The sequence below is a fragment of the Plesiomonas sp. genome (assembly GCF_051652165.1).
GTDB lineage: Bacteria > Pseudomonadota > Gammaproteobacteria > Enterobacterales > CAMTGL01 > Plesiomonas.
In genome coordinates this window covers 268,965-294,357 of sequence record NZ_JBOFTR010000004.1, presented here as the reverse complement: position 1 = coordinate 294,357, position 25,393 = coordinate 268,965, and the positions used below count along the sequence as shown (strand labels likewise).

Sequence of the window (25,393 nt, the reverse complement as noted above, 5' to 3'; positions counted from 1 at the left end):
ACCATACTGATATTCACAGTTAATTCATCGTGTATGTCTAGCAGGAGAGCCGAATGGAAAGTGTACATATGCGACCCTCCATCAAAAAGCACTGTATCACTCTACTTTGTTCTGGTAGCTTACTTGCTGTTATTACCGCTTTCTTACTGTATACCCTGCAACCTAGTTGGCTTTGGTTATTATCACTGTTTGCTTTAGCTCTCTATCTGGCATGGCAAGGTATAACCCGTTGGCGCGAACCCAATATCGGGTTAACACTGTCAGACATGCACTTGCAATATCATCATCGTTCGGGTGGATGGGCAATTCCGTGGCAACAAGTTCAACGCATAGGTATACCTTGCCACCAGCAAGGGTTACAGTGGGTTCCAATAAATTATCTGGGTATTCAACTTAAAAACCAGGCTGATATTATTGACCGTATGACCCCTGCACTCATTTACCGATTATTACGCGAACAGAGTGAGCTTGTTGATATCGGCCTAGAACAAGAGAACCTTGATGAAGATGTCAGTACTCAGCTATATAACGCAACAACAATAGAGATTAATCAGCGCGTTTATTGTGATGAAGAGGCAATGTTGCTGCACCGTATGCAATTATGTCGGCGTTTATTCGGTTATGACTTGTATATCCCCCTGACAGCCCTTGATCGCTCTGCAGATCAAGTTATCGCATTATCACGTATCTACCGTGATCGTGAAATGCGTGAACTATCTGAAATACATGAAGTAAATACTTTATGATGCTTCTTTAGAATAAAGAATATTATCGTTAATAGGTTGAAGAAATACGTTTCTACATTGCTACAGGTATATAATACATCGCACAACAGAGTGGTATATTCACAGTAATAACACGAGCAATGTTCTCAATTTACAAAACAAAATGGTTCGTGCGTTATCACCAAAAATAAATTCAGTGAAAAATTTGAGTGATAAACCAAACGAACCATTTTTCAACCCATTTTCTAAAAACGCGCTAAATATAAGTACTCAATATGCATTTACCCATTAAGGGTTTCATCAACCATAAAAGGGTTTGTCTGTTTTTCATACCCAATGGTGGAAGTAGGCCCATGTCCTGGAATAAACACGGTATCATCTGCTAATGGCCAGAGTTGCTGACGAATCGAAGAGATCAGTTGCTGATGATCGCCCATTGGAAAATCACTACGCCCCACCCCCCCTTTAAACAACACATCTCCGACAAATGCCACGTTTGCTTGTGTATTAACAAACACCACATGCCCAGGAGTATGCCCAGGGCAATGTAATACCGACAACACACATTCACCAATTGTGATACTATCATTATGGTTTAACCAGTGGTCAGGCACTAACACACCACAATCAGGTAAACCAAACATCTGAGCTTGCTGTGGCAAAGCGTCTAACCAAAATTGATCTGCTTTCTGTGGGCCATAAATAGGCACAGAGAAATGTTTAGCTATTTCATGCGCAGCACCAACATGATCAAGGTGCCCATGCGTTAACAACACTTTTGTTAATGTAACACCAGCTTGAGTCACCGCATGAATAAGTGTTTTAGCATCACCACCTGGGTCAATCAGTGCGGCCTCTTGTGTTGCACTACACCAGATAAGAGAGCAATTTTGTTGGAATGCAGTGACAGGTAAAATATGGTATTTCATAATTAATCCACAATAAAAAGATCTCAATTCAGATTTTGCAATTTTATCTACATAAAAAGCAATTTATTCTCATTAGACTGTGCAAATTGACCATAGTATAAACACAGTATAAATAATGACTAAAAGGATTTATGCCATGTTTGATGCTATCTACACAGAACAAACTGTGCCCGTAGCAGAAATGCAATATTGTATAACTAAAGCCAGCCAGCTTTACAGTGTTCCGGCTATCTTGTTAAAAGCGATCTCTCAAGTTGAAGGTGGAAAAAAATGGACGATCAGTAAAAATAGCAATGGCTCTTATGATCTTGGCCCTATGCAGATAAATACTATCCACCTTCCCCGTTTACAAGCTCAGTTTCCAGGTTTAACGTGGCAAGCACTTGCAAGTAACACCTGTTTAAATGTTGCTGTAGCAGGTTCACTATTACAAGAGCATCTCTACCAGTGTCAAGGTGATGTTTGGTGTGCGGTAGGAAACTATCATTCAAAAACACCTCAATATCATATTACGTATCGAACAAAAGTCGTCAATGCCTATCTGAATTTATTGATAGCCAAACAAAATAAAGCGCAAGCAAGGAAAAAAAACACACTACGTAATAGTGATAAACAATCTTAACTTACGCAATAAATCGTATATAGACTAAGTATTGTGCTGTTATTTTATCTACAGTATAAAACTACCCCTCTTGTTTGTTATCAACATGTCTTTTTACTCCTCTCAATGCCCTTTGCTTTCCCTGTACAATAGTAGTAACAATTCGTTACACCCACATTGGTTTATCCTTAATCTGAAACTGCTACTATATATGTTGAATAAAAGTATAAAGTTGACTATTTTTGCCTAAATTAGCATTGAAATCATGCTCTATTTAGTAACAAACATAAGAAATAGGCATAACAGGAAATAAAAAATGAACCTTTTTTCAGAAACAAATAATGTTACTATAGATGAAAATAACAATATTCTTAGTTTTTTCAAAAAACATGCAACACTTGAAGAGCTAATAAAACTAAACTTTTACAATGAGTTACCAAACATTCTTCATACTAAACCCCATAAAATAAAACCTGCATACAAGCTAAAACGCCATGGGATAACGATACTTGAATATAAAGTTGTTGTTGGTAAAAATGACTTCAGGGCAGCATTTATCATTAATAATAATGATGTTAGCGTCTTTTACATCACTGAAACAACAATCAAAAGAGAGTTTGTGAACGAGTTAAGTAAAACAAACTTAGTTGATCATTAATTATATAAAACGCTTAAAATAACCAGGTGGATTAATGACATTCAAAGCATTTTTATCCAATTATTTATACGTTAGGCCTCGTTTTATTTTTGCCATTCTTTCAGCATGTATGGCTTTTATTATGTTGCCGCATTCAATGAGACCTTTTGCTAAATTAATGATCTCATGGGATGTGTTTGCCTACTTTTATATTCTTTTTTTATTTGGAAAAGTAAGAACAACGCCTATATCAAAAATTCGAGAAGTCACTAAAGGTGAAGATGAAAGTGCCAAAATGGTCATATTATTTGTTGTATGTGGCTGTTTGTTTAGTACATTAGTTTTATTACTAGAATTGGCAACCGCAGGGCAACTTGCTGGACAACAAAAAATAATACATCTGACTATGTCAGCAATGACTTTATTTGCTTCGTGGGCACTTTTGCCTATGGCTTTTACTATGCACTATGCGCATATTTTTTATTATGGTGAGCAGCAGTCAGACGAGCCCTCTCTTTTATTTCCTGATAAAATTGATACCCCCTCATATTGGGATTTTCTCTATTTCTCATTTACCATTGCTGTGGCATCTCAAACTGCGGATGTCTGCGTTGCCTCTCAAGAGATGCGTAAAGTGGTGCTATTGCAGTCAGTCATTTCGTTTTTATTTAATATGACCATTCTTGGGTTATCTATTAATATTTGTGCAAGCCTTTTCTAAACTGTCTTTAATATCTTGCCATTTACTTCTTAAGTGGCAAGATATTTATCTCTGTCTATTTTTTATTCATGGCATTGCTTGTGTAACAGTAAAGCTTTGGGATAAGAGCCTATACCCGATGCTGATTTTCTAAGCTACCTATGCGGCAGTGAACTGTTTTTTTCATCTCTATCTTGCGGCAACTGCTTTCTAAGCTGCCTATGCGGCAGTGAACATCTGGTGCAGCAAAATGATTTCGAAAACGAATTTCTAAGCTGCCTATGCGGCAGTGAACTTATACTTCTCTAATTCGCGAAACATTCGTGTTTTCTAAGCTGCCTATGCGGCAGTGAACCAACTTGTAACGGGAAAATAGAAATAATTGATTTTCTAAGCTGCCTATGCGGCAGTGAACGTATACCGAACTCGCGTATACGGTCATGCAGTTTTCTAAGCTGCCTATGCGGCAGTGAACCTGCATCATCAACACCGAGCTGTTTTCCATCATTTCTAAGCTGCCTATGCGGCAGTGAACTCACTTGCTTCCTCGGCGTCGGCTTTACCCCATTTCTAAGCTGCCTATGCGGCAGTGAACTTTCACATCAAAACCGAGAAGTCTCAGCAGGATTTCTAAGCTGCCTATGCGGCAGTGAACCTGGTATCAACAAGGAGGGCAAGGAATTTGGATTTCTAAGCTGCCTATGCGGCAGTGAACGGCTACCTCGGCTGTTAACTCTTCTGGCACTGTTTCTAAGCTGCCTATGCGGCAGTGAACTGCAAACAGTTCTAAAAGACCGCCTGCTGTCTTTTCTAAGCTGCCTATGCGGCAGTGAACCCGTGACTTTTACAACGGGCGTATGGCTGGAATTTCTAAGCTGCCTATGCGGCAGTGAACCTGTTGTTGGTGATGAGGATGCAATTTATCAATTTCTAAGCTGCCTATGCGGCAGTGAACAGTACGGTTGAGGTTAAAACTAATCTGGGCGTTTTCTAAGCTGCCTATGCGGCAGTGAACTATGTTGCATCGACCTTTCCCCACGCTGGGGTTTTCTAAGCTGCCTATGCGGCAGTGAACCCAGTAATTACACACCTAGTATTACCATCATATTTCTAAGCTGCCTATGCGGCAGTGAACTTACAGTGTAAATAACACGCGCAAAAGAATAATTTCTAAGCTGCCTATGCGGCAGTGAACACTCAGCAAATTGTTTTAGTTACTCAGGATTTTTTCTAAGCTGCCTATGCGGCAGTGAACAAGCAAATTTGAACCCAAAGGAAGCATTGCTATTTCTAAGCTGCCTATGCGGCAGTGAACTCACAGTAATTAATGACTTTGTGTATTGTGTTTTTCTAAGCTGCCTATGCGGCAGTGAACAAAGTCATCATAGGCAACATCAACACGAGTAATTTCTAAGCTGCCTATGCGGCAGTGAACAGGCTGCTGGAATTTCCAGAGTTAAAACATCATTTCTAAGCTGCCTATGCGGCAGTGAACATCAAGCTCTGCACAGCCTCCGATATTTTCTATTTCTAAGCTGCCTATGCGGCAGTGAACCTAAAATGCTGCGTGAGAAAATCATGGGTGAATTTCTAAGCTGCCTATGCGGCAGTGAACTGCTTGCGGCTGGCTTCTTTCCGATCCCCTTCTTTCTAAGCTGCCTATGCGGCAGTGAACTCATTGATGGCGTAACGCTGAGTGAGTAGTAATTTCTAAGCTGCCTATGCGGCAGTGAACTTTCGATAACGCGCCCATTTATCACCGTGAATTTTCTAAGCTGCCTATGCGGCAGTGAACTGATATCTCCGTTCACCTGAACATCAGCAACCTTTCTAAGCTGCCTATGCGGCAGTGAACGTAAACCGGTCATTTATCGGAGAGTGGATAACTTTCTAAGCTGCCTATGCGGCAGTGAACTGTTTGTATTTGATAAGGAAAGGAGAAGTTATTTTCTAAGCTGCCTATGCGGCAGTGAACACGGCGAAAGCCATCAAGGCAGTCAATGATGTTTTCTAAGCTGCCTATGCGGCAGTGAACTGGAGGGCGATTTGGACTGGGAAGCGATTGAATTTCTAAGCTGCCTATGCGGCAGTGAACCGTGAAACCGTTTATCAGGGGTTGTGATTTCATTTCTAAGCTGCCTATGCGGCAGTGAACGGGTAGTGGCACAGAGGTAAAACCGTAATGCTTTTCTAAGCTGCCTATGCGGCAGTGAACGTCTGCCACATGTTGTGGTTTATCACGTTACTTTTCTAAGCTGCCTATGCGGCAGTGAACACTCAAAAAGCCTTTCTACAAAACGTTCAAATTTTCTAAGCTGCCTATGCGGCAGTGAACCCATATCAGCCATCAATAAAATGCTATCAGTTTTTCTAAGCTGCCTATGCGGCAGTGAACTTTTTCATGGATTGATTTAGCCTTTTTTGATATTTCTAAGCTGCCTATGCGGCAGTGAACTTCTTGGTGAGCTACCTTATGCACAGTCTCGCTTTCTAAGCTGCCTATGCGGCAGTGAACTGAGCGTGCAAATCCACGGCGAGTTAATTTGATTTCTAAGCTGCCTATGCGGCAGTGAACAACAACTGTAACGTAGTGCTCGACCGTGTTTCTTTCTAAGCTGCCTATGCGGCAGTGAACATCCGAAAATGGTGTCCGGCTACGTCACGAATTTTCTAAGCTGCCTATGCGGCAGTGAACCTTGACCCGGCGGGGTTTGACGTAGTTTGGTTTTTCTAAGCTGCCTATGCGGCAGTGAACGTAATGCACGGCTGAATGCGTTTAACGCGATTTTTCTAAGCTGCCTATGCGGCAGTGAACATCACGGAAGCTTGAGCCTGTTGCTGCATTGATTTCTAAGCTGCCTATGCGGCAGTGAACGAGTGCACTTACACTCAGGGCGGGCTGCAACATTTCTAAGCTGCCTATGCGGCAGTGAACAAAAATACCTATTGACCATATCGTCATTGATGTTTCTAAGCTGCCTATGCGGCAGTGAACTAATTACGTTAGCGCAACTGGTAGATCAAAATTTTCTAAGCTGCCTATGCGGCAGTGAACAAGTACTCTTGGAGAGAAAAGAATAATCAGAATTTCTAAGCTGCCTATGCGGCAGTGAACAGCCGAGTTAATCGCCACATCAAACGCAGCGTTTTCTAAGCTGCCTATGCGGCAGTGAACTAACCCTTCCGTGTAAAACGCTTGCTGCCTATTTTCTAAGCTGCCTATGCGGCAGTGAACTGCATGACATCCGGTCAAACCAGTCAACCCACTTTCTAAGCTGCCTATGCGGCAGTGAACATTACCGCAAAGAATTTCCGCCGCGCTGGTGTTTTCTAAGCTGCCTATGCGGCAGTGAACTGCAAGCGTTCCCGTTGTTCGACTGGGATATTTTTCTAAGCTGCCTATGCGGCAGTGAACTAGCGTTAAACCGTGAATTAGATCGGATTGGTTTTCTAAGCTGCCTATGCGGCAGTGAACAAGAGGCCGTTAAAATTTCGCTTAGAATGATGTTTCTAAGCTGCCTATGCGGCAGTGAACCGATCAATGATGTCAGTTACGCCAGCGAAAGATTTCTAAGCTGCCTATGCGGCAGTGAACGGGTGATGATGTCTAATGAAGTGAAAAAATTATTTCTAAGCTGCCTATGCGGCAGTGAACCTTAATGTGGAGTAATATTACCATTACCGCTTTTTCTAAGCTGCCTATGCGGCAGTGAACGCTAAGTATGTGAAAAAACCAGTTGTTATTGATTTCTAAGCTGCCTATGCGGCAGTGAACTACTTAACGCCACGGGAGGGTTCTTAATGTACTTTCTAAGCTGCCTATGCGGCAGTGAACAACCGCGTAAAGCACAAATTGTTGGCCGCTATTTTCTAAGCTGCCTATGCGGCAGTGAACGGATATTTTCGCGGCTGAAATGTGGGCGGAGTTTTCTAAGCTGCCTATGCGGCAGTGAACTATCATATCCGTGGATGACTAAAGATCTTGGTTTTCTAAGCTGCCTATGCGGCAGTGAACTCAATGCAGCGGTACGACTCGAACAGATTTAATTTCTAAGCTGCCTATGCGGCAGTGAACTACGCGACAATACGACCGCGCCAAAGTGTTACTTTCTAAGCTGCCTATGCGGCAGTGAACTGGAAACGTACTTTGATATCCAACTTATTACCTTTCTAAGCTGCCTATGCGGCAGTGAACCGAAATGATTTTACTGCACAAGTCACTCAAATTTTCTAAGCTGCCTATGCGGCAGTGAACTGTCACCGTCCACAATTTTCCAACTGAACGTTTTTCTAAGCTGCCTATGCGGCAGTGAACAGTTCCTGAATATTTTGCGCTAACTAACCGATTTTCTAAGCTGCCTATGCGGCAGTGAACGAATTGGCGCTGGTAGCGGCGCTTTATATAGCTTTCTAAGCTGCCTATGCGGCAGTGAACGCGCTGGAACTGATATAACTGAGCATGTTCATTTTCTAAGCTGCCTATGCGGCAGTGAACGCTCATCCCTAGCGTTCAATAAGCTTGCTGTTTTTCTAAGCTGCCTATGCGGCAGTGAACGTTTGCTGATTTTCGCGGGTGAGTTATGGCAATTTCTAAGCTGCCTATGCGGCAGTGAACAATTTGAAAGTTTACTCATGCTGTTCGCTAAATTTCTAAGCTGCCTATGCGGCAGTGAACAACATCAGCGTCAGCCCGCACTACCGTCGGTTTTTCTAAGCTGCCTATGCGGCAGTGAACCGCTTGCTGTGGGTATAAAAAAACCGCCATATTTTCTAAGCTGCCTATGCGGCAGTGAACAACCCACGACTGGCAGCGACACTGGTAAAAACTTTCTAAGCTGCCTATGCGGCAGTGAACTCATTCGTAAGCTAATTGCGACGACCGAACCATTTCTAAGCTGCCTATGCGGCAGTGAACACGAGGCCACGACTCACGTAAAGGTGCTGAAATTTCTAAGCTGCCTATGCGGCAGTGAACAACTGATGGCGCAGCTTGGTGTCACACAACTGTTTCTAAGCTGCCTATGCGGCAGTGAACCAATACCGCAGCAATCAAGGGTATAGGCAAAGTTTCTAAGCTGCCTATGCGGCAGTGAACAATAGAATAAATCAATTAAAATAAGTTACAACAGACAGTTAGGATAAAAAACGCATTTTTACCTTATTAAAAACCACTAGTTGCAACCTATTGTATTTAAATGATATTTTTAAAGATAAAAAATAAAGGGTAAAAAAATACCCTTTGTTGGCTAAAAAAGTAAATTTAACGAAGGCCACCCTTCGCTTCACTGCATTAAAACCAAGGCACCGTAGCTGTTTTGCTTAAACCAAATTGGTCAAAAGTACCGTTTACAGCCTCTTTTTTTATTTCACCAAAGCTTAGGTATCTCCGATGCTTATGTCCATTTGAGCCACTTTCTAACTCCAAATAGGGGTTGTCTAACCCCTTGGTAAACATTTTAGCTTTGTAAATTTTCACATCTGCATCGCTAATAGAACCACGCTTAATTAGACGCTTTAATTTAGATTGTGTCATAGTACTTTGAACACGTGAGATTGTTCGATATTCACATGCTACAGGAACCATATGAATCTCGCTGACTTGGCAATAACCAACTAATCCGTCCAACCAATTCAGAGCAGACAAGTTATAAAGCATTGAACTATTGCTGTGTATGCGAATAACTCGACCTAATAAAACTTGGAATTTTGGAAAGCTTATTCCGATGCTATCAGACTTAAGAGTAACTAACGCTTTATGTAACTTGGCATAAACCTTATTCAATAAAACATTTTCACGCATTTCTGCATCTGGTTTTATCATGATTTCTATATAACTATCCACGCCTCCTCCTATATCCGTATGTTATTCACGTATGCAAGCCCTTTTTTTCCTAAATAGAATGAGGAAACCCCAGCATTTTCAATTAATTGAGCCAACTCTTTTGCTTTCTCCTTGGATATATCTATTTCAATAAATAGTTGACCAGAAGCTTTAGTCATTAACTGCTTTGTTTTACCTACACCTTTAATAAATTCCTCTCTAATATATGGATTTCCCCATATTTTTTTCTTTTCACCTGTCGTATAGCGTGCCATAAAATCTTTTTTTGTGAAGCCATTATTAGAGATCCCACCTATACCACCGGCTTTCGTCCTCGCACTACTCATATCATATTTGCCACTAAGCCTTTCAAGCTGTAAATAGAGTGCTGAACAATACATACTAATTGGTAGCACTAGCCCTTTATTATTTATGCCTTTAAACTTCTCAAACTTATCCGCTAGATATTGATAGGCAACATCTAAGTCACCTTCTTTTTCAAGTGGCTTTTGTTTATTTATCTCTTCTAACCTTGCGAGCAAGGTCAACGGATCAATCGAAATTTGGTTCAAAGTAACATCTTGTTCCAAGATAAAGCTCACCAACTCTGTAATATCTAGCGACAAAACACCCCAAAAACACTGTGCGTACTCAGCGGTAAAAATAGGGGCATTTACTTTGATCATACCCGTAAAGGAGTTTTGATCTTCACTGCCTGTAATATTCCTTATGTAGGTCAACTCAGAATTAATTACCGAAGGCTTATCTATGAATTTTACCAATGGCTCAATATCTCCAAAGAAGTAGTTTTCACTACTTCTTGATTGATAAAGTTTTCGTTGATCGCCAATCAAACGATTTAGTATCCCCATCACAGTATCTAGTGTAACTTCACGTTGAATAAAGTTTTCAGGCTTTTTTAGGTTCGTCATAGAAGCAATAAACTTTCGATAATTTCCGCCATCATTTTGCTTTGGTAACGGTTCATTATTACAACCCTCAAGAAAAGAGTTCCGCCAACTAGATTCATATTCTATAGTTATTTTCATAACCACCTCTACTTGGCTTCAAAGTAAATTGCAAACTCTTTTTGCGGTTGTGAGTTAATTTCACTTTCATCACGTTTTATACGCATCATTTTATTACTTTCGTTATAGTCAACAACTAACTCATCAACATACATGTAAGATTTTGCTTGGCGAATTGATAACTCAGCAATTAAGTTTAAGGTAAATTGTATTAGTACTTTCATAGCATCTTGGTTAAGTAAAATGCCATTTTCACCTTCATCAAAAATAGTTCCTTTTCGAACATAGTTTGTGTGAAAATTAGCTTTTGGTGACAATGAGCAGTCTAATTTCTGAAGGAAATCTTCTACTGCCTTTGCAACTTCCTCACCTTGACCTTCTTTAATTTGCATTGCTTCGCGATCAAATTTCTTATCAAGCGAAATAAATTGCAATTGCTCAATACTAATTGAACCGTAAGAGATGTACTTAGTGTCACCAAATGTGGTTTTTGAGAAAAATGATGAATTATCTCGCTCACCTGCTTGACCAAACTGCTCAAAGTTACCATTACCTAATTGGTCTACAAAATCCTCTATCAACAACGGGCTTGTGCGTTTATTTTGGCTATTAGGTACAACATACCCCCGCACCAAACCAGTAACTGATGCCAATACTTTTGTTAGGTTATCTAATTTCGATTTATTCGCATAGTGAATATCGAATGCCTGCGATCTAAATAAATGATGACGGATACAATTTTGGCTTATATATAAAGGTGTTTCTTTGAAGTCAATATCTGTTGCTTGCTTTTTGTACTTATAACCTGTTTCTTCTTTCACTTTACCTATTAAGTTAGAGTAGCCACGCAATTTAGGTAACGTATGATTATTCACTTCTTTTCCGTCATCACCTGATAGAGTTGTCGGCCCATTCCAGTTCACTACACCATGACCTAAAGCGATAATTTTAAAATCGATACTTTTAATTCCTGTTACTTTTTCCATGTGTTCTTCCTTTTGAAATTTATGATTGAATAACTTTATTCAATGACATGGCACCAATCACTTGCTTAGTGCCTTTTAAATAATAAATAAATGATTCATCTCCCTCATTTTCGCCTAGCTTGTTTGATAAATCTGATGGTGTATAACTTAAATAAATAGGGTATTGTGGCTCTATAGCTGCACCTTCGAGCACTTGCTTTCGTAAAGCCATACTTTTTGCAGGTATTTTTTCAATAGGGGTTTCTTCATCAATCCTGCTATGCTTTTTAGCAACATAATCAATAATACCTGAGGCACGTAATAAATTAAGTGATTCGGTATAGCAATTTGAGAAATCGCTATCAGTTTCTTGCCAATCAATCGCGTAATCATTGGTAATAGTGTAGTTATCAAAGCTTGTGATGTTCATAACAACCATCTGGACAAAACGACTATCCCCTCGTAATGAGGATTTTTTGAGTCTTTTTTTGTCACTGGATTTTTGCTTTTTAATAAATCGGATAGGATCATGCACTTTTGCTGAGATAACTTTAACGCTTTCTTTTAATGCCGAAATTAGGTCTTGTTCAACGGCTTCTCGACCTTGGTTTGTCGCATAAAACTGTTTATAAAGCTCGTAAATAGCATTAATTGATAATGATTGGTCTGTTAAAGTACTTTGAAGAAACTCATACCATGCATAAGCACCTCGATAGCTATTGTTGCTATTTAAAAAACGCGCACAATTACATGTAACCTTACCATTCGATTTTGGAATAACACTTGGCACAGCTACCGTATATAGGTTTACTGCCTGACTTTTCCCAAATCGATCTAGCCGGCCAAGACGCTGTAAAAAATTTTCTGCCAGTGTAAATTCACTGATCATTTGTTTACATGTGATATTTAGAGCAGCTTGCACAATGGGCCCACTTCGTAACACATCAAACTCTTTCGTTCCATCTTCCTTAAAGCTTTCATATACTTTGTTAAAAATAGTTTGTTTGTCTTTTGTTTTAAATTTTCCATGAAATAAAATCGCATTTTCTTTTTCTTGATTAAGAATAAATGCTTGCTGAGAAAGCGTCGCCGTATTACTGATAACAATGGTATTTTTAGGCTGCTCCTTGAATAAGGGATTTGTTTCATTTTGTTGTGTTTCATCAAATAATTCAAAATTAATGCTATATCTACTCTGGTTAAAACTTTTTATCGATTTAATATCCTGTTTATCTACTCCTAAAATATTCTCAATAAAGCTGTAGTTAGGTGTAGCTGAAACAAGCAGAGTATTTGCATAACTACCCATTAGCTTTTTAGCTTGTACTAACTCTGCAAATAACAAATTGAAAGCAGGCATGGGTATGTATTCGTGAAATTCATCAAATACTATGTGACTATTTAAAAAATCTGTAAATGCGGTCACATTGGAATGTGTGGTAATACTATTAACCACCTGATCAATCGTTGTTAATACAATATCACCTGAAAACTCTTGCCCTTGTAGTGTCGCGACTTTTTCCCCTTGATAATTAGTGTATTTAAACTCCCCCGTGCATATTTCTATTTTTCCATCAGTAAAGTATTCATCACTGATTAAGTCTTGATAGAGCCCTTCACACACTTGTACCCTTGGGCAAATCCATATGATTTTGTTGGCTTCGCTTAATTTTGCCCACTCCAAGGCGATTTTGGTTTTACCACAACCGGCAGGGCCATTAAGTACACCCACACACTCAATATCTAACAACGATTTTGCTGTGACAGATTGAGCTTGATTGCGATCACTATTTGGGTATTTTTGCTCAAATTCTAATAAACACTCATGTATTTGTTGACTTAAGTTACTTTGCTGTTGAAGTGTTTGTTCAACAAGTAAATCCAAAGTACCTGTTTCGATGTAGTTACCCAATTCCTCAGCACTCAGCGCAGAAATTTGACGATCTGCACTGATTACACAAGCTCTAAGAATATTCGCTTTGGCATTAAAATTTATGTCACTACGATATAAATCAAACGAATCGTCTAACGCGTAATGCTTGTAGTGTGGTAAATCTGTTTTTCGAAAGTCCGAAATTAAACTCTCATCATACTTAATTGAACATTTTTTTAAAATCTGCAATGACAACTGGACTTGGATAATTATTTTGAATATCCATCACTGAATTAAGCACTCGCTGGCTATGCTCAACTATTTCTTGCATTCCATTTTCTTTGTATATCGCACTTAATTTACGATGAACATCGTAGAGCTTTATATACTCTTCTTTACGGATAGGTTTAGCATGATGCCAATACACCACATGTTCGATGTACTCAACTAGTTTTTTATTAGAAAGTATTGATTTTAAATCAATAAATTGGCATAACCATAATGAAATTTCATTGTGACGAGGATGCTTCTCAAACGAAAATTTAGCAGCATCAATATGTACCCCATCTTCTTGTTGTTCTACTACTTGCATTTTATTTTTATTAATTGCTTGTTTGAGCCAACTACGATACTCAGGGTCTAACTTTCCAATATCATGTAGACAGCCACTCACAAAGGCCGCTTGTTTTAGTGCTGGCTGCTCCCCTCTAAACAACTGCTCAACTAACAGTGCTGCGACAGTTCCAACACCAAAAAGATGTTCCGAAAGTAACTGTTTTTGTGTATTTGCATAAACGACTTCTAACATTATTTTTGTTTCATCCATTTTGATATCATTAATTGTGCTGTAGTTCACCGGCACTACACCCTCTGCATTAAATTTCTTTTTATTCCCCACTACCCATAAAAACTGGCTGCGCGAACGAGAGCGGATCCAGTGGCAACTGACGGCAGTGCTGCGGCTTGCAGTTTGGCGCAGCATTTTTTTCACCGTTAACAACCCTTCTTCTGTGATAAGCGTTTGCCATGTGTTATCACCAATACGGTTAGCAAAAGCATCGAGCACCCGTCGGGTTTTCTTGAGTGCATTTTTTTCACACTGAGAAACAAAAGTGACCATCATAATGGGCTCTCCTCGCACTCTTCCAAAGGTTCGTTTTGTAATGCGATACGTTTCACGGTATCAAACATAAAATCGAGCGCCTTATGTTCGATAAAAGCGTGTAGAATTTGTTGGCGAAACTCTTGCTCAGTCGCGTTTTCTTTTGCACAAACAAATGCCCACGGCAACACAATGGCATCTTTAATGAGATCAGCAACATCAAACACCAACGCACCACGACGAGTTTTCCCATGCATCACTGCAAAACCGTGTGGAATGCCAAGTACCCATAAACAACTCGCGGCAAGTCCATAAGCTAAGTAGTTACCATGATTGAGAAAATCGTTCGCTTTATCTGTATTTTTTTTATCGGGCTGATGCTGGCGAGAAAAGTTATCTTTCGCTGTATTGTTGGCTGCGTATTTATATAACGCTTTTGTGAGCTGTGCTTCGGTCAGCAAAAGATCCGACTGTTTACGGGCCGCGTCAGTGCGCTGGTGAAAGGTATCAAGAGATTGCTGAATTACCGTGTCTTGAACATTAAACTTCTCTAGGGCTAACTCTTTGTCTACACGCCAAACCCGTTGTAAATACTCAATTCGGGCATTTTGAAACATTTTAGCCGCAGCCAAACGTTTTTCATCATCAAACCAAAAAGAGAGCCAACCTTGTAAATATTCAGTTGGGCGATACTCACTTTGTGGAGTAAACCACTCGACTTCAGTGGCCATATGTAGCGGTGTTCCCCCACCACCACAAAACCCCACCAGCACACCCGCTTGTGAAAGCATCCGCATTGCCGCTTGGGTAATCGATGTGCCATTTCCTAATAACAATACGGTGGTATTAGCAATCGGAATATTAAAATAGAGATTTTCTTTATCTGCTTCGGTTAAATACAGTACTCGTCCATCTTTTTGCATCACACGGCAATATTCAAGGTAATACATATTGGCGCGCTTAGAATGTAAGATCACTTTCAGATCTGAAGAGGATAGATCATCCATTATTTATACTCCTATTGACACCTCATTAAACCCGCTTGATAACAACTCACCTTCACGTTGCTGAATAAAGCCACAAAGCATACCGATAGCCTGTCGCATTTTAGTGATAGGTACTATTAATAATCATTACGTTGATTTGTTATCAAAAAAGGACAATATCAGTTAGACAGTTAATCATTTTCATCATGATAAAACCGTAACAGAAGCAGCAAAGTGACTAATTGCTCTCTTTTGAGGTTGAAAACAAGGCGTCTATGCCTCTTCTTTTTATCGCGGGTGATGATATAAAATTTCAAAAGTGTAATGCGTTTGAACCGCACATATCAGAGCATCTTGTGGGGAGAAATGAAAACCCCAAGAATTTATCACAGATATTCTTTTGGATTATCACTTGAGAATTGGCTTTTTAAAGGTGAGAGCACAGAAGTTGAGCAGTAAGACTGCTGTGATACATAGCAATAATCATTTACTGCTTATTTTGATAACTTATTATATATGATGATTATCACGAATTTTAGATACAAAAAAACCACCATATAGGTGGTTGATTTGTTGAGTAACTTATTGAAGTTACTCTGCTTCACAAGATGGTACCCGGAGCGGGACTTGAACCCGCACAGCCATAAGCCGAGGGATTTTAAATCCCTTGTGTCTACCGATTCCACCATCCGGGCCTTGTGATAGCTACCCTTACAGGTTCTGGAGGCGCGTTCCGGAGTCGAACCGGACTAGGCGGATTTGCAATCCGCTACATAACCGCTTTGTTAACGCGCCGAAACTTGCCTTATTATATATTAGTGTATTCACGCTAATATATAATAACTTAAATCTTTGGAGCGGGAAACGAGACTCGAACTCGCGACCCCGACCTTGGCAAGGTCGTGCTCTACCAACTGAGCTATTCCCGCCCTCTTCAGTTTACTTTACTGACATCAACTTTTTGTTGTTACTTACAACATTTCTTGTTGATGTCAGCGCCGCTACCTGATGCGATGCATTCTACTGATTCGTGCTGATGAGTCAATACTATTTTCTTAAATTTCAACTCGTTCGGTTATTTTTTGATCCAATTGATGATTAAGACATCAAATCAGACCATGCAGCTCGCAAATATTGGAACATCGACCAAAATGTCAGTACGGCTGCAATATATAATGCAATCATTCCAACAATCATCATCCACTCAGTAGGCCGCCATAATAGAGCTAATAACGCAAACATCTGTGCCATTGTTTTAAACTTACCCCACCATGACACTGCAACACTACTACGCTTGCCTAACTCAGCCATCCACTCACGCAGAGCACTGATAATAATTTCACGTGCAATCATCGTGGCCGCTGGCAGTGTGACCCAAATCGAATGGTAGTGCTGAACAACCAATGCCAATGCAACAGCAACCATCACTTTATCAGCTACAGGGTCAAGAAAAGCCCCGAAGCGTGTTGTCTGCTTTAACTGCCGAGCCAAAAAACCATCAAACCAATCTGTAATTGCTGCAATCACAAAAATCAGTGCACACACTGCAGGTGCCCAGTGAAATGGCAGATAGAAAGCAACAACAAAGAAAGGAATAAGAATGACACGGAACAGTGTTAGCCAAGTTGGTATATTAAACTGCATAATTAGTTAGCTTTTTTAGTGAGATAAGTGGCTAACGCCTATGGTGCTACAAGCTGCTCAGTGTTTCAACGCCAGAAAGATCTTTTCTGCTAAATTTGCTGAAATACCAGGAACACGAGCAATATCATCAATGCTGGCATTCTTGAGTGCCTGAAGCCCCCCCATAAATTTTAATAACTGCTGACGACGCTTCGGCCCAACGCCTTCGATCTCCTCTAGTGCGCTGCTATTTTTTACTTTAGCGCGTTTTTTCCGATGCCCAGTAATGGCGTGATTATGTGATTCATCTCGAATATGTTGGATCACATGCAATGCTGGAGAGTCTGGTGGTAACGATACACTCTGACCACTTTTAGCTAAGATCAGCGTCTCTAAACCTGCTTTACGATCAGCACCTTTAGCAACACCAATCAAGAGCGGGTGCGTTTTATCCCAATCAACGGTCAGATGTGCAAAAATCTGAATTGCTTTACCAAGCTGCCCCTTTCCCCCGTCAATAAAAATAATATCAGGTACTTTTTCGGACGGCAGCGATTTATCGTATCGGCGACGTAGCACCTGCTCCATTGCTGCATAATCATCACCCGGTGTGATGCCAGTGATGTTATAGCGCCGATAATCTGACTTTAGTGGGCCGTTATGGTCAAAAACAACACAAGAAGCCACTGTTTGCTCCCCCATCGTATGGCTGATATCAAAACACTCCATACGATAAATCGCGGGGATCTGTAAAAACGTGGCTAACGCCTTCAAGCGGTGATGTATTGTACTCTGTTGTGCCAATTTAGAGACTAAAGCTGTATGTGCATTGGTCCTTGCCAGTTTGAGGTAACGAGCACGCTCTGCACGAGGGCTATCTTGTATCGTTATTTTTCTACCGGCTTGCGCTGAAATGGAATCAGCTAATAGATCACGGGTTGTTAAGTGAAAATCGAGTAAAATTTCCGAAGGCAATGTTCGCGATTCATTGGCTTGTAAATAAAATTGGCCAATAAACGTTTCTACCACTTCATCTAACAGGGTATTTGCGGGGACTTTAGGAAAATAACTGCGGCTTCCTAGCACTTTTCCTTGCCGTAAAAAGAGTACATATACACAGGCCATGCCATTATCATAAGCGACACTGATCACATCAAGATCATTACTATCGCCCGATACAAATTGCTTTTCAGTAACTTTACGTACGGCCAGAATCTGATCACGCAATCGGGCGGCATCTTCAAAACGTAAATCATGGCTGGCTGTTTCCATACGGTCAACCAAACCGCTGATTACTTGCTGATCTTTACCCTGTAAAAATAATCGAGCATCGGCTACACAAGCTTGGTAATCCGCATCACTCACTAAGCCTTTTATACAAGGGCCAAGACAACGGCCTATTTGATACTGTAGGCAGGGGCGTGAGCGGTTACGATAAACATTATCTTCACACTGCCGCAACGGGAAAATCCGCTGCATTAAAATCAGTGTTTCACGAACAGAAGAAGAGCTGGGGAATGGGCCAAAATATTCACCTTTGGCATGCTTTGCACCACGATAAGCACTGATCCTAGGGTGTTGATGCGCACTGAGTAAAATATAAGGATAAGATTTGTCATCACGCAATAGCACGTTATAGCGCGGCTGGTAAAGCTGAATATAGTTGTGCTCAAGCAGTAACGCTTCGGTTTCTGTGTGAGTCACAGTCACATCAATACTGTGGATAACCCCCACTAGAGCTTCAGTTTTTTTATTGGGTAAATTGACACGAAAATAGCTGGAAAGGCGTTTTTTAAGATCTTTTGCCTTCCCAACATACACAACCGTACCCGCATCATCGTACATACGGTACACACCGGGTTGATTGACCACGGTTTTTAGAAACGTTTTGGCATCAAACACAAATTACAACTTTTCAGATTTTAACATGCCATGCCGAAGTGCAAGGTGAGTTAGCTCTACATCGCCGTTAATATTCAGTTTACTGAACATTCGATAGCGGTAACTGTTCACCGTTTTTGGACTTAGGTTAAGTTGCTCTGAGATTTCAGTCACTTTTTGCCCTTTGGTGATCATCATCATGATCTGTAATTCTCGTTCAGATAAGGTACTAAACGGGTTATCAGAATCTGGCATCACCTGACTTAACGCCATTTGCTGAGCAATATCAAGTGCAATATATCGTTGGCCTGAGCACACCGTACGGATGGCGTTGAGCATCTCTTGTGGTGCGGTACCTTTACTTAAGTACCCTGCAGCCCCAGCCTGCATCACTTTTGTCGGCAGTGGGTTTTCGGTATGAACTGTCAGAACAATAATTTTGACATCAGGATTGTAGCGCAGCATTTTACGAGTAGCCTCTAAGCCACCAATACCGGGCATGTTCATATCCATCAACACAACATCGGCATTATTTGTACGACACCACTTAACTGCATCTTCTCCGCAATGTGCCTCTCCGACGACTTTGATGCCTTTCACATCTTCAAGAATACGGCGGATCCCCGCGCGCACCAATTCGTGATCATCCACCAGAAAAACGCTAATCAATCGACCATCTCCAATAACGGTGAGGTGACTCTGCGATATTATGCAGAATAAACGACTATGTTACTTGGTTTGGCTACAATTGAGAACAGTTGGCAAAATAAATAGGTGATAGTTAATAGATAGCAACTATAAGTATTTCAAATTTTGTGAGAATTCATATGGTGAGCTGTGCATCTATTAACCAATACATTGTGTTTTGTTAATGGCAATTATGCCATTGAAATGCACCAAACTACCCATTAAAAATGGTTTTACGCTACACCGTTCACAGGCCGAGTTATAGACAAAATTAGTGTATAATCGCTATCAAGCAGAATTATAACTCTTTTATTAGGTAACTGAACATCGTGCATTCAAGAAGCAAGCAAGCAGTAAAACTAGATGATGTTGCCGCACTGGCAAAAGTATCGCCATCTACCGTATCGCTGTATGTACGCATTCCTGAAAAAGTGAGTGAGAAAACTGGCCGTAAAATTCAGCAGGCGATCAATGAGCTAGGTTATGTGCATAACAAAATTGCCAGCCAGTTTACCTTAGGACGCAGTTCATCTATGGCAGTGATTGTTCCTTCTATTTCTAATATCACCTTTAGTCGTTTTGTGCAGCAAATCGAGCATGTGGTCAGCGAGGCTGGCTTTCAACTGTATATTGCTTCTCATGATCATTCGATGGAAAAAGAAGAGCAACAAGTTCGCTCAATTTTACAGTGGTCACCAGCAGCAATTACATTAACGGGTGCCAAACACAGTGAGACAACAATCCGGATGCTGCAACACAGTGGTGTGCCGGTAGTTCAGGCATGGCAAGTTGGTGAACAGAGCCCTTTTCCTGCACAAGTTGGAATTGATCATGCCAAAGTCGGCTATGATGCTGTGCAATATCTGCTGCGCTCTGGCTGCCAGCGCATTGCCTACTTCACTACCCGCTTTGCCGATGATGTGCGTGCACAAAGCCGTTATGCTGGTTTTTGTCAGGCGTTGAATGAAGTGGGTACTCCTCCACTGTTAGTTGAAATTCCGCACAGTGAAAATATTTACCCGACTACCCGCGAAGCATTGATCAAGGCATTGATTAAAGAGCGCAATCTGGATGGCATTTTTGCCTCTAACGATATGATTGCAACTGCGTTACTGATGGAGACGGTGGAGCGAAATATTCGGGTGCCAGAGCAACTCTCTATTCTTGGCTTTGGTGATTTCCCAAGCAGTGGGTATTTAGCACCGGTAACACTATCAAGTATCAACATCAATACCGATAAAGTGGCTTCACGTACAGCGGAGATGATGTTGACAATGGCGCATAAAGCTGATTATGCCGGTGAGATTGTGAATGTAGGCTTTGATTTGATCCCGCGGCAAAGTACACGTTTCGTGTTCTAATCTTTTATGCTTAAATCAAGTTCTCTTATGCCAATTTTTATACCCTATTTTCAATGAATAAACGCACATCCTAGATGGGCGTTTTCGTTGTTTGTGATGGTTTCGCTCTTGGTGATTGCACATCTGTTACAACATTTTTGTCAGATAATAACGTTCGTGATGAATAGGAAAATCCATTAGTGTCATCACGCTCTGATAACCCTGTTTTTCATAAAATGGGCGAGCTTGGAAACTGAAGGTATCTAACAATGCAAAACGACAACCTCGGTCACGTGCAGCCTGCTCTATCGCCAACAGCAATTGTTTACCCATACCTTGCGAACGCACGCTGCTATCGACCCACAGGTATTCGATATATAACCAGTTGCCGTAGGTGTAGCCGCTACAACCTCCTATACGCGACTGTTGTGCATCATGGATGAACACGGCCAATGGCTGCCGGGTATGTTCACCAACAAAGGTGCGATTATTTTCAATCAGACGATCACGTAAAAAGTGAATATCATCTAGCTCAGGATTTTGCACAATCTGTACAATTTCTTCGTCGGTAGCGAACATTCCGTATTTTCCTCACACATCAGCAAAGATAGAATATGGCTCATCACTGAGCCATAAAGTCGAACCTATAATAAACATGCTGATAACGAGATATCGCGATCAACATGTTCAGAGGCTTGTAGCTTGACGATTAAACGAGGTCAGCCAATTGAGCAAACAGTGACTTCCACTGACTTTCAGCGCGGTAGAATACCGGTGGTTGACCAATTGGTGCAGGTAGGGTCACACGCTGACCGCCAGTAAAGGTCTGGCCGCTCCAGACATGGGTCCACTGCTCGCCCGCTGGCAGATAGGTGGTCCACTCGGTTACGCCGCTTTGATGTACTGGCGCGACCAGCATGTCTGGGCCATACAGGTATTGGTCTTGCATGCTGTAGGTTTCTAGGTCGTGCTCAAAATGCAGCATCAGAGCACGCTGAACCGGATAGCCTTTTTCGGCAGCTTCTGCGGACAACGTGCGCAGGTATGGTGTGAGGTGGCAATAAACACGGGTCATACGAGCAAAGTGCGCTAAAGTACCTCCATCTTGGTCGAACTGGAAGTTTTCGTCTGGCCGGTTACCTTCATGTGTACGCATTACCGGAGTAAAGGCAGCCATTTCAACCCAGCGGTCAAACAGCTCTTTAGTGCGGCGATTACCAAACAGTGAGGTATAGCCACCAATATCGGAGTGATGGTAAGCATTCCCTAGCATACCGGATGACAACGCACCGGAGATCACCGTGACTAACCCGTCGTGCCGGCTGAAATCAACACACTGATCCCCTGCCCACAGCAGTGGACAGTGTTTTTGCACACCGGTATAACCGGCACGCATGAAGAACAGCGCATCACCCGTCTGGCCATTGAGTGCTAAGGCTTCCGCGTTACATTGTGCCCACAAGGTTGGCCACGCATTATGCATCAATTTGGCATCAATGCCGTTATGCAGATAGATGTTATCGGTTGGCAAGTACTCACCAAAATCAGCCATCCAGCCTTTGATCCCCATGTCTAGCATGTTTTTACGTAATACGGTATCACGGAACCACGCCATCGCATCTGGGTTGGTAAAATCGATACAACCACAGTAAAACTCACCGAAATCCACCAGCGCCACATTGCCGTCTTTATCCAATGCCATGTAGCCCAGCTCTTTGGCAACAGGATAGAGTTGACCATCTTCACACAGATACGGGTTAACGTAGGCCATGAAAGCAATGCCTTTATCGCTCAATGCTTTAATGCGCTCAGGCAGATCTGGGTAGCGTTCTTGATGATGCTGCCAATCCCAATCCCAAAACAGGCGCTTACCAAATGAGGTTACACGTAATCCGCACCAATCTTCGCTCCACAAGCCAGAGACTTTAATATCATGTTTGAGTGCATTGTCTAACCGGGTAAATGTGTTCACTTCCCCCCCTTTTAGACCCAAGATAGCACCGTTATAAACCCACTCTGGTAGCGTTGGCTGACGGCCAAATTGCGCCGACAACTTTTCAATAATGCCTAAATAGCTCTCCGCAGTACGCAACTGTACTTCGGCAGGAATAGCCCACACCTGCAGTTCGTGGAAGGTTGGTTGACGGAAATCGAAATCGGCGTAGGCTGTGGTGTCAATGTGGCAGCTGTATTTGCGTGAGGAGACAAAGGTCGGCTGCGGATAGTTAGTGTGATAGTAATCACCACCAGCTTTGCCCATCACATCTGCTTTCCATTTAATTTCACTGTGTGGATGACGGCCAACCCCAGGCTCTGAAGTCCACAGAGGGAAATGGCGTCCACGCAGATCAAAGTAGGACATCTGCTCACCACAGCCCCAGATGTGCTCTTGCTTTTCAGCAGGCAGACGCATCCAGAAGCGGTTGTAGCCCTTTTCCAACAGACTAAACTGCAGCGAAACATCCTCTTCATTGGCATTAATGACTACGGTCATCTGCAACAACGCCGCGGTATTGGCGCATGGAGCGAACGTGAATACATGATCGCCAGCAGAACGGACATGCGTTAAGGCTACGCGGGATTCGACATAATCTTCGATATCAAAGTTGCCGCGGTAAATTTCCATTTTCTCCATCCCTTTGCCTAGAAAAAACGCAGGCAAATCAGGCTGATGCGAAAACAGGATATCGCCGTTATGACTGATGTTCAGTATATGCGACGAGAAATCAATTTTCATCTTCAGTGCTCCAAGAAAGTCGTAATACGACCTGCGACCAGACTCGGCTTCGCGGTCAAACAACAAAAATAATAGCGATACGATTTTTCTTGTAATACCTAGAATTATAAAAAGAGAGAGCCAGATCACTACATAAATAATAAAAGACTGATCTACACCTCATAAAAGAGGTTTTATGTGTTCTCCGATATGAATCACAACCCGTTTTTTGAAATTGACTAACTTCTCATTTTCAATAGATTTTGGTTGGATAAAATCAAATGCATCGCTACGATCCATTCAAATTATTCATCCCACCGACCTTAGCTGAATAACGGAGAACACCATGGCAATGCAAGCCTCTAGCGAGCAACGACTGCCTTTCAGGGAGAAACTCGCCTATGGCGTAGGCGATTTTGGTTATAACTTCGTCCTGAATATCACTACTCTTTATCTACTGAAGTTTCTGACCGATGTGGCGGGCATTAATGCCGCATGGGCCGGTGTCATTTTCCTCGTTTCCAAAGTATTTACCGGTTTTACCGATCTCGGCACGGGGATTTTGCTCGATACCCGTAAGAAGTTTGGTCCACGTGGTAAGTTTCGTCCGTTTATGTTGTGGACGCTGGTTCCGTTATTCATCTTCAACATGCTGCTGTTTTGCAATTTCGACCTGAGCAGCAATACCAAAACTTTGTTGTTTATTCTTTGCTTCATGGGCTTTGGTCTGTTCTTCAGCTTGGGTAATGCCAGCTATGGCGCTATGGTGCCAGCGATGACAAAAAATAGCCAAGATCGTGCTGAATTGGCCGCCTGGCGTCAGGGAGGAGCCAACACAGGTTTATTACTGGCAACTGTGGGCTTTATGCCGATCGTCCTAATGTTCAGTGTGCCAGAAACTGGCTATTTGGTCGCCGCGTTTGTCTATACCGCAGTGGGTCTGATGGCGGCTTACTTTTGCTACCGTAATGTCAAAGAGCACCATACGGTCACCGATGACAGCGTAGAACAAAACCAAGCGAAACCGAGCGTCAAAGAGGGGGTCCGCGCGGTGTTGAAGAACAACCAGCTGCTAGTACTGGCGATCGCAAACCTGCTGACCCTGTCTGCCTTTAACGTGAAACTCTCGGTTCAAGTGTTCTACGCCCAATACATTTTGGATGACGTTTCCATGGTCTCTTACATGAGTTTCGTCAGCATGGGTTGTATCTATTTGGGTGTGCTCTCTGTTCCAGCAATGGTGCGTCGCTTTGGCAAAAAGCCTGTGTATATTGCCGGACTGATGCTATGGATTTGTGGTGATATCGCCAATTATCTGTTTGGTGGCTCTGTGATGAGCTATGTGATATTCACATCTTTAGCCTTCTTTGGTACCTCTTTTGTCAACAGTCTGAACTGGGCCTTTGTTTCCGATACCGTGGAATACGGTGAGTGGAAAACCGGTACCCGTACAGAAGGTCTGGTGTATTGCGGAATGACATTTTTCCGTAAATGCTCACAAGCCATTGCTGGTTTTGTACCGGGTTTTGCGCTGGCATTAGTTGGCTACATGCCAAATATAGAACAAACAGCTTCTGCTAAAGCCGGTATTACAGGCCTGATCTTCATCTATCCAGCAGTACTTGCCACTATCACAGCTGTTGTCATGGCCCTGTTCTACACCCTGAACGAGAGCCGTTATAAAGAGATTATTGCCACATTGACGGCTCGCCGTACAAACCAGTCAAGCTAACCTGAAACCCGTACGGGAGCAGTCCTGCTGCTCCCTTTACTTGTTAC

General features: G+C 41.9%; 18 protein-coding genes, 3 tRNA genes and 1 CRISPR repeat array. Of the genes, 6 read left to right on the top strand and 15 right to left on the bottom strand.

Annotated elements, in window-relative coordinates; translation table 11 throughout:
• Nucleotides 1-53: 53 nt before the first annotated feature.
• Nucleotides 54-746 carry a DUF2982 domain-containing protein gene (locus ACRC53_RS03790; protein ID WP_438642228.1) on the top strand — a complete coding sequence of 231 codons (693 nt, stop codon included), beginning with the start codon at nt 54-56 and terminating at the stop codon, nt 744-746.
• 260 nt (nt 747-1,006) lie between these two features.
• Here ACRC53_RS03790 and ACRC53_RS03785 read toward each other — a convergent pair whose 3' ends face one another.
• Nucleotides 1,007-1,654, bottom strand: coding sequence for an MBL fold metallo-hydrolase (locus ACRC53_RS03785; protein ID WP_438642227.1), 648 nt, complete (start codon nt 1,652-1,654; stop codon nt 1,007-1,009).
• A 115-nt stretch (nt 1,655-1,769) separates the two neighbouring features.
• Here ACRC53_RS03785 and ACRC53_RS03780 point away from each other — a divergent pair, with 115 nt between their 5' ends.
• The 3 genes from ACRC53_RS03780 (at nt 1,770) to ACRC53_RS03770 (ending at nt 3,613) form a co-directional block, all read left to right on the top strand.
• On the top strand, nt 1,770-2,276 hold the full coding sequence (locus ACRC53_RS03780; protein ID WP_438642226.1) for a lytic transglycosylase domain-containing protein: 507 nt from the start codon (nt 1,770-1,772) through the stop codon (nt 2,274-2,276).
• A 295-nt stretch (nt 2,277-2,571) separates the two neighbouring features.
• Nucleotides 2,572-2,913, top strand: coding sequence for a hypothetical protein (locus tag ACRC53_RS03775; RefSeq protein WP_438642225.1), 342 nt, complete (start codon nt 2,572-2,574; stop codon nt 2,911-2,913).
• Between the two features lie 34 nt (nt 2,914-2,947).
• Nucleotides 2,948-3,613 carry a DUF1345 domain-containing protein gene (locus ACRC53_RS03770; RefSeq protein WP_438642224.1) on the top strand — a complete coding sequence of 222 codons (666 nt, stop codon included), beginning with the start codon at nt 2,948-2,950 and terminating at the stop codon, nt 3,611-3,613.
• A 126-nt stretch (nt 3,614-3,739) separates the two neighbouring features.
• Nucleotides 3,740-8,687: a CRISPR direct-repeat array (repeat unit 28 nt; unit sequence TTTCTAAGCTGCCTATGCGGCAGTGAAC).
• Nucleotides 8,688-8,882: 195 nt separating this feature from the next.
• Here the strand turns inward: ACRC53_RS03770 and cas6f are convergent.
• From cas6f to uvrY, 12 genes are all read right to left on the bottom strand, one after another.
• Nucleotides 8,883-9,434: a type I-F CRISPR-associated endoribonuclease Cas6/Csy4 gene (gene cas6f / locus ACRC53_RS03765; RefSeq protein ID WP_438642223.1), complete on the bottom strand. Its 552-nt coding sequence runs from the start codon at nt 9,432-9,434 to the stop codon at nt 8,883-8,885.
• Between the two features lie 8 nt (nt 9,435-9,442).
• Nucleotides 9,443-10,462: a type I-Fv CRISPR-associated protein Cas5fv gene (cas5fv, locus tag ACRC53_RS03760; RefSeq protein ID WP_438642222.1), complete on the bottom strand. Its 1,020-nt coding sequence runs from the start codon at nt 10,460-10,462 to the stop codon at nt 9,443-9,445.
• A gap of 8 nt (nt 10,463-10,470) precedes the next feature.
• Entirely contained in the window at nt 10,471-11,427 is a 957-nt protein-coding gene (gene cas7fv / locus ACRC53_RS03755) for a type I-Fv CRISPR-associated protein Cas7fv (RefSeq protein ID WP_438642221.1), read from the bottom strand.
• Between the two features lie 19 nt (nt 11,428-11,446).
• Nucleotides 11,447-13,534, bottom strand: coding sequence for a CRISPR-associated helicase Cas3' (gene cas3, locus ACRC53_RS03750; protein WP_438642220.1), 2,088 nt, complete (start codon nt 13,532-13,534; stop codon nt 11,447-11,449).
• On the bottom strand, nt 13,500-14,402 hold the full coding sequence (locus ACRC53_RS03745) for a CRISPR-associated endonuclease Cas3'' (RefSeq protein WP_438642219.1): 903 nt from the start codon (nt 14,400-14,402) through the stop codon (nt 13,500-13,502). The genes cas3 and ACRC53_RS03745 overlap by 35 nt, the downstream gene beginning before the upstream one ends.
• Nucleotides 14,399-15,388 (bottom strand): type I-F CRISPR-associated endonuclease Cas1f, encoded by a 990-nt coding sequence (cas1f, locus tag ACRC53_RS03740; protein ID WP_438642218.1) that lies wholly within the window; start codon nt 15,386-15,388, stop codon nt 14,399-14,401. The genes ACRC53_RS03745 and cas1f overlap by 4 nt, the downstream gene beginning before the upstream one ends.
• A 588-nt stretch (nt 15,389-15,976) precedes the next feature.
• Nucleotides 15,977-16,062 (bottom strand) — tRNA-Leu (locus ACRC53_RS03735).
• Nucleotides 16,063-16,088: 26 nt separating this feature from the next.
• Nucleotides 16,089-16,162 (bottom strand) — tRNA-Cys (locus tag ACRC53_RS03730).
• A 58-nt stretch (nt 16,163-16,220) separates the two neighbouring features.
• Nucleotides 16,221-16,296 (bottom strand) — tRNA-Gly (locus ACRC53_RS03725).
• Between the two features lie 169 nt (nt 16,297-16,465).
• Nucleotides 16,466-17,011, bottom strand: coding sequence for a CDP-diacylglycerol--glycerol-3-phosphate 3-phosphatidyltransferase (gene pgsA, locus ACRC53_RS03720; RefSeq protein WP_438642217.1), 546 nt, complete (start codon nt 17,009-17,011; stop codon nt 16,466-16,468).
• A 57-nt stretch (nt 17,012-17,068) separates the two neighbouring features.
• Nucleotides 17,069-18,892: an excinuclease ABC subunit UvrC gene (uvrC, locus tag ACRC53_RS03715; RefSeq protein WP_438642216.1), complete on the bottom strand. Its 1,824-nt coding sequence runs from the start codon at nt 18,890-18,892 to the stop codon at nt 17,069-17,071.
• 3 nt (nt 18,893-18,895) lie between these two features.
• Nucleotides 18,896-19,540 (bottom strand): UvrY/SirA/GacA family response regulator transcription factor, encoded by a 645-nt coding sequence (gene uvrY, locus ACRC53_RS03710; protein WP_438621765.1) that lies wholly within the window; start codon nt 19,538-19,540, stop codon nt 18,896-18,898.
• A gap of 347 nt (nt 19,541-19,887) precedes the next feature.
• On the opposite strand from uvrY, the gene ACRC53_RS03705 reads away from it, so the two are divergent.
• Entirely contained in the window at nt 19,888-20,919 is a 1,032-nt protein-coding gene (locus ACRC53_RS03705; RefSeq protein WP_438642215.1) for a LacI family DNA-binding transcriptional regulator, read from the top strand.
• Between the two features lie 126 nt (nt 20,920-21,045).
• Here the strand turns inward: ACRC53_RS03705 and ACRC53_RS03700 are convergent, their stop codons facing one another.
• Both ACRC53_RS03700 and ACRC53_RS03695 read right to left on the bottom strand, forming a co-directional pair.
• On the bottom strand, nt 21,046-21,477 hold the full coding sequence (locus ACRC53_RS03700) for a GNAT family N-acetyltransferase (protein ID WP_438642214.1): 432 nt from the start codon (nt 21,475-21,477) through the stop codon (nt 21,046-21,048).
• Nucleotides 21,478-21,607: 130 nt separating this feature from the next.
• Nucleotides 21,608-23,635: an alpha-glucosidase gene (locus ACRC53_RS03695; protein ID WP_438642213.1), complete on the bottom strand. Its 2,028-nt coding sequence runs from the start codon at nt 23,633-23,635 to the stop codon at nt 21,608-21,610.
• Between the two features lie 325 nt (nt 23,636-23,960).
• Between ACRC53_RS03695 and ACRC53_RS03690 the strand changes: the two genes are divergently transcribed.
• Entirely contained in the window at nt 23,961-25,346 is a 1,386-nt protein-coding gene (locus tag ACRC53_RS03690; protein WP_438642212.1) for a glycoside-pentoside-hexuronide (GPH):cation symporter, read from the top strand.
• The last annotated feature ends 47 nt before the right edge of the window (nt 25,347-25,393 follow it).

Excerpts from the sequence above, each read along its gene's own strand:
- ACRC53_RS03790 (WP_438642228.1), top strand. The coding sequence starts at position 54 with ATGGAAAGTGTACATATGCGACCCTCCATCAAAAAGCACTGTATCACT.
- ACRC53_RS03785 (WP_438642227.1), bottom strand. The coding sequence starts at position 1,654 with ATGAAATACCATATTTTACCTGTCACTGCATTCCAACAAAATTGCTCT.
- ACRC53_RS03780 (WP_438642226.1), top strand. The coding sequence starts at position 1,770 with ATGACTAAAAGGATTTATGCCATGTTTGATGCTATCTACACAGAACAA.
- ACRC53_RS03775 (WP_438642225.1), top strand. The coding sequence starts at position 2,572 with ATGAACCTTTTTTCAGAAACAAATAATGTTACTATAGATGAAAATAAC.
- ACRC53_RS03770 (WP_438642224.1), top strand. The coding sequence starts at position 2,948 with ATGACATTCAAAGCATTTTTATCCAATTATTTATACGTTAGGCCTCGT.
- cas5fv (WP_438642222.1), bottom strand. The coding sequence starts at position 10,462 with ATGAAAATAACTATAGAATATGAATCTAGTTGGCGGAACTCTTTTCTT.
- cas7fv (WP_438642221.1), bottom strand. The coding sequence starts at position 11,427 with ATGGAAAAAGTAACAGGAATTAAAAGTATCGATTTTAAAATTATCGCT.
- ACRC53_RS03745 (WP_438642219.1), bottom strand. The coding sequence starts at position 14,402 with ATGATGGTCACTTTTGTTTCTCAGTGTGAAAAAAATGCACTCAAGAAA.
- cas1f (WP_438642218.1), bottom strand. The coding sequence starts at position 15,388 with ATGGATGATCTATCCTCTTCAGATCTGAAAGTGATCTTACATTCTAAG.
- pgsA (WP_438642217.1), bottom strand. The coding sequence starts at position 17,011 with ATGCAGTTTAATATACCAACTTGGCTAACACTGTTCCGTGTCATTCTT.
- ACRC53_RS03700 (WP_438642214.1), bottom strand. The coding sequence starts at position 21,477 with ATGTTCGCTACCGACGAAGAAATTGTACAGATTGTGCAAAATCCTGAG.
- ACRC53_RS03695 (WP_438642213.1), bottom strand. The coding sequence starts at position 23,635 with ATGAAAATTGATTTCTCGTCGCATATACTGAACATCAGTCATAACGGC.
- ACRC53_RS03690 (WP_438642212.1), top strand. The coding sequence starts at position 23,961 with ATGGCAATGCAAGCCTCTAGCGAGCAACGACTGCCTTTCAGGGAGAAA.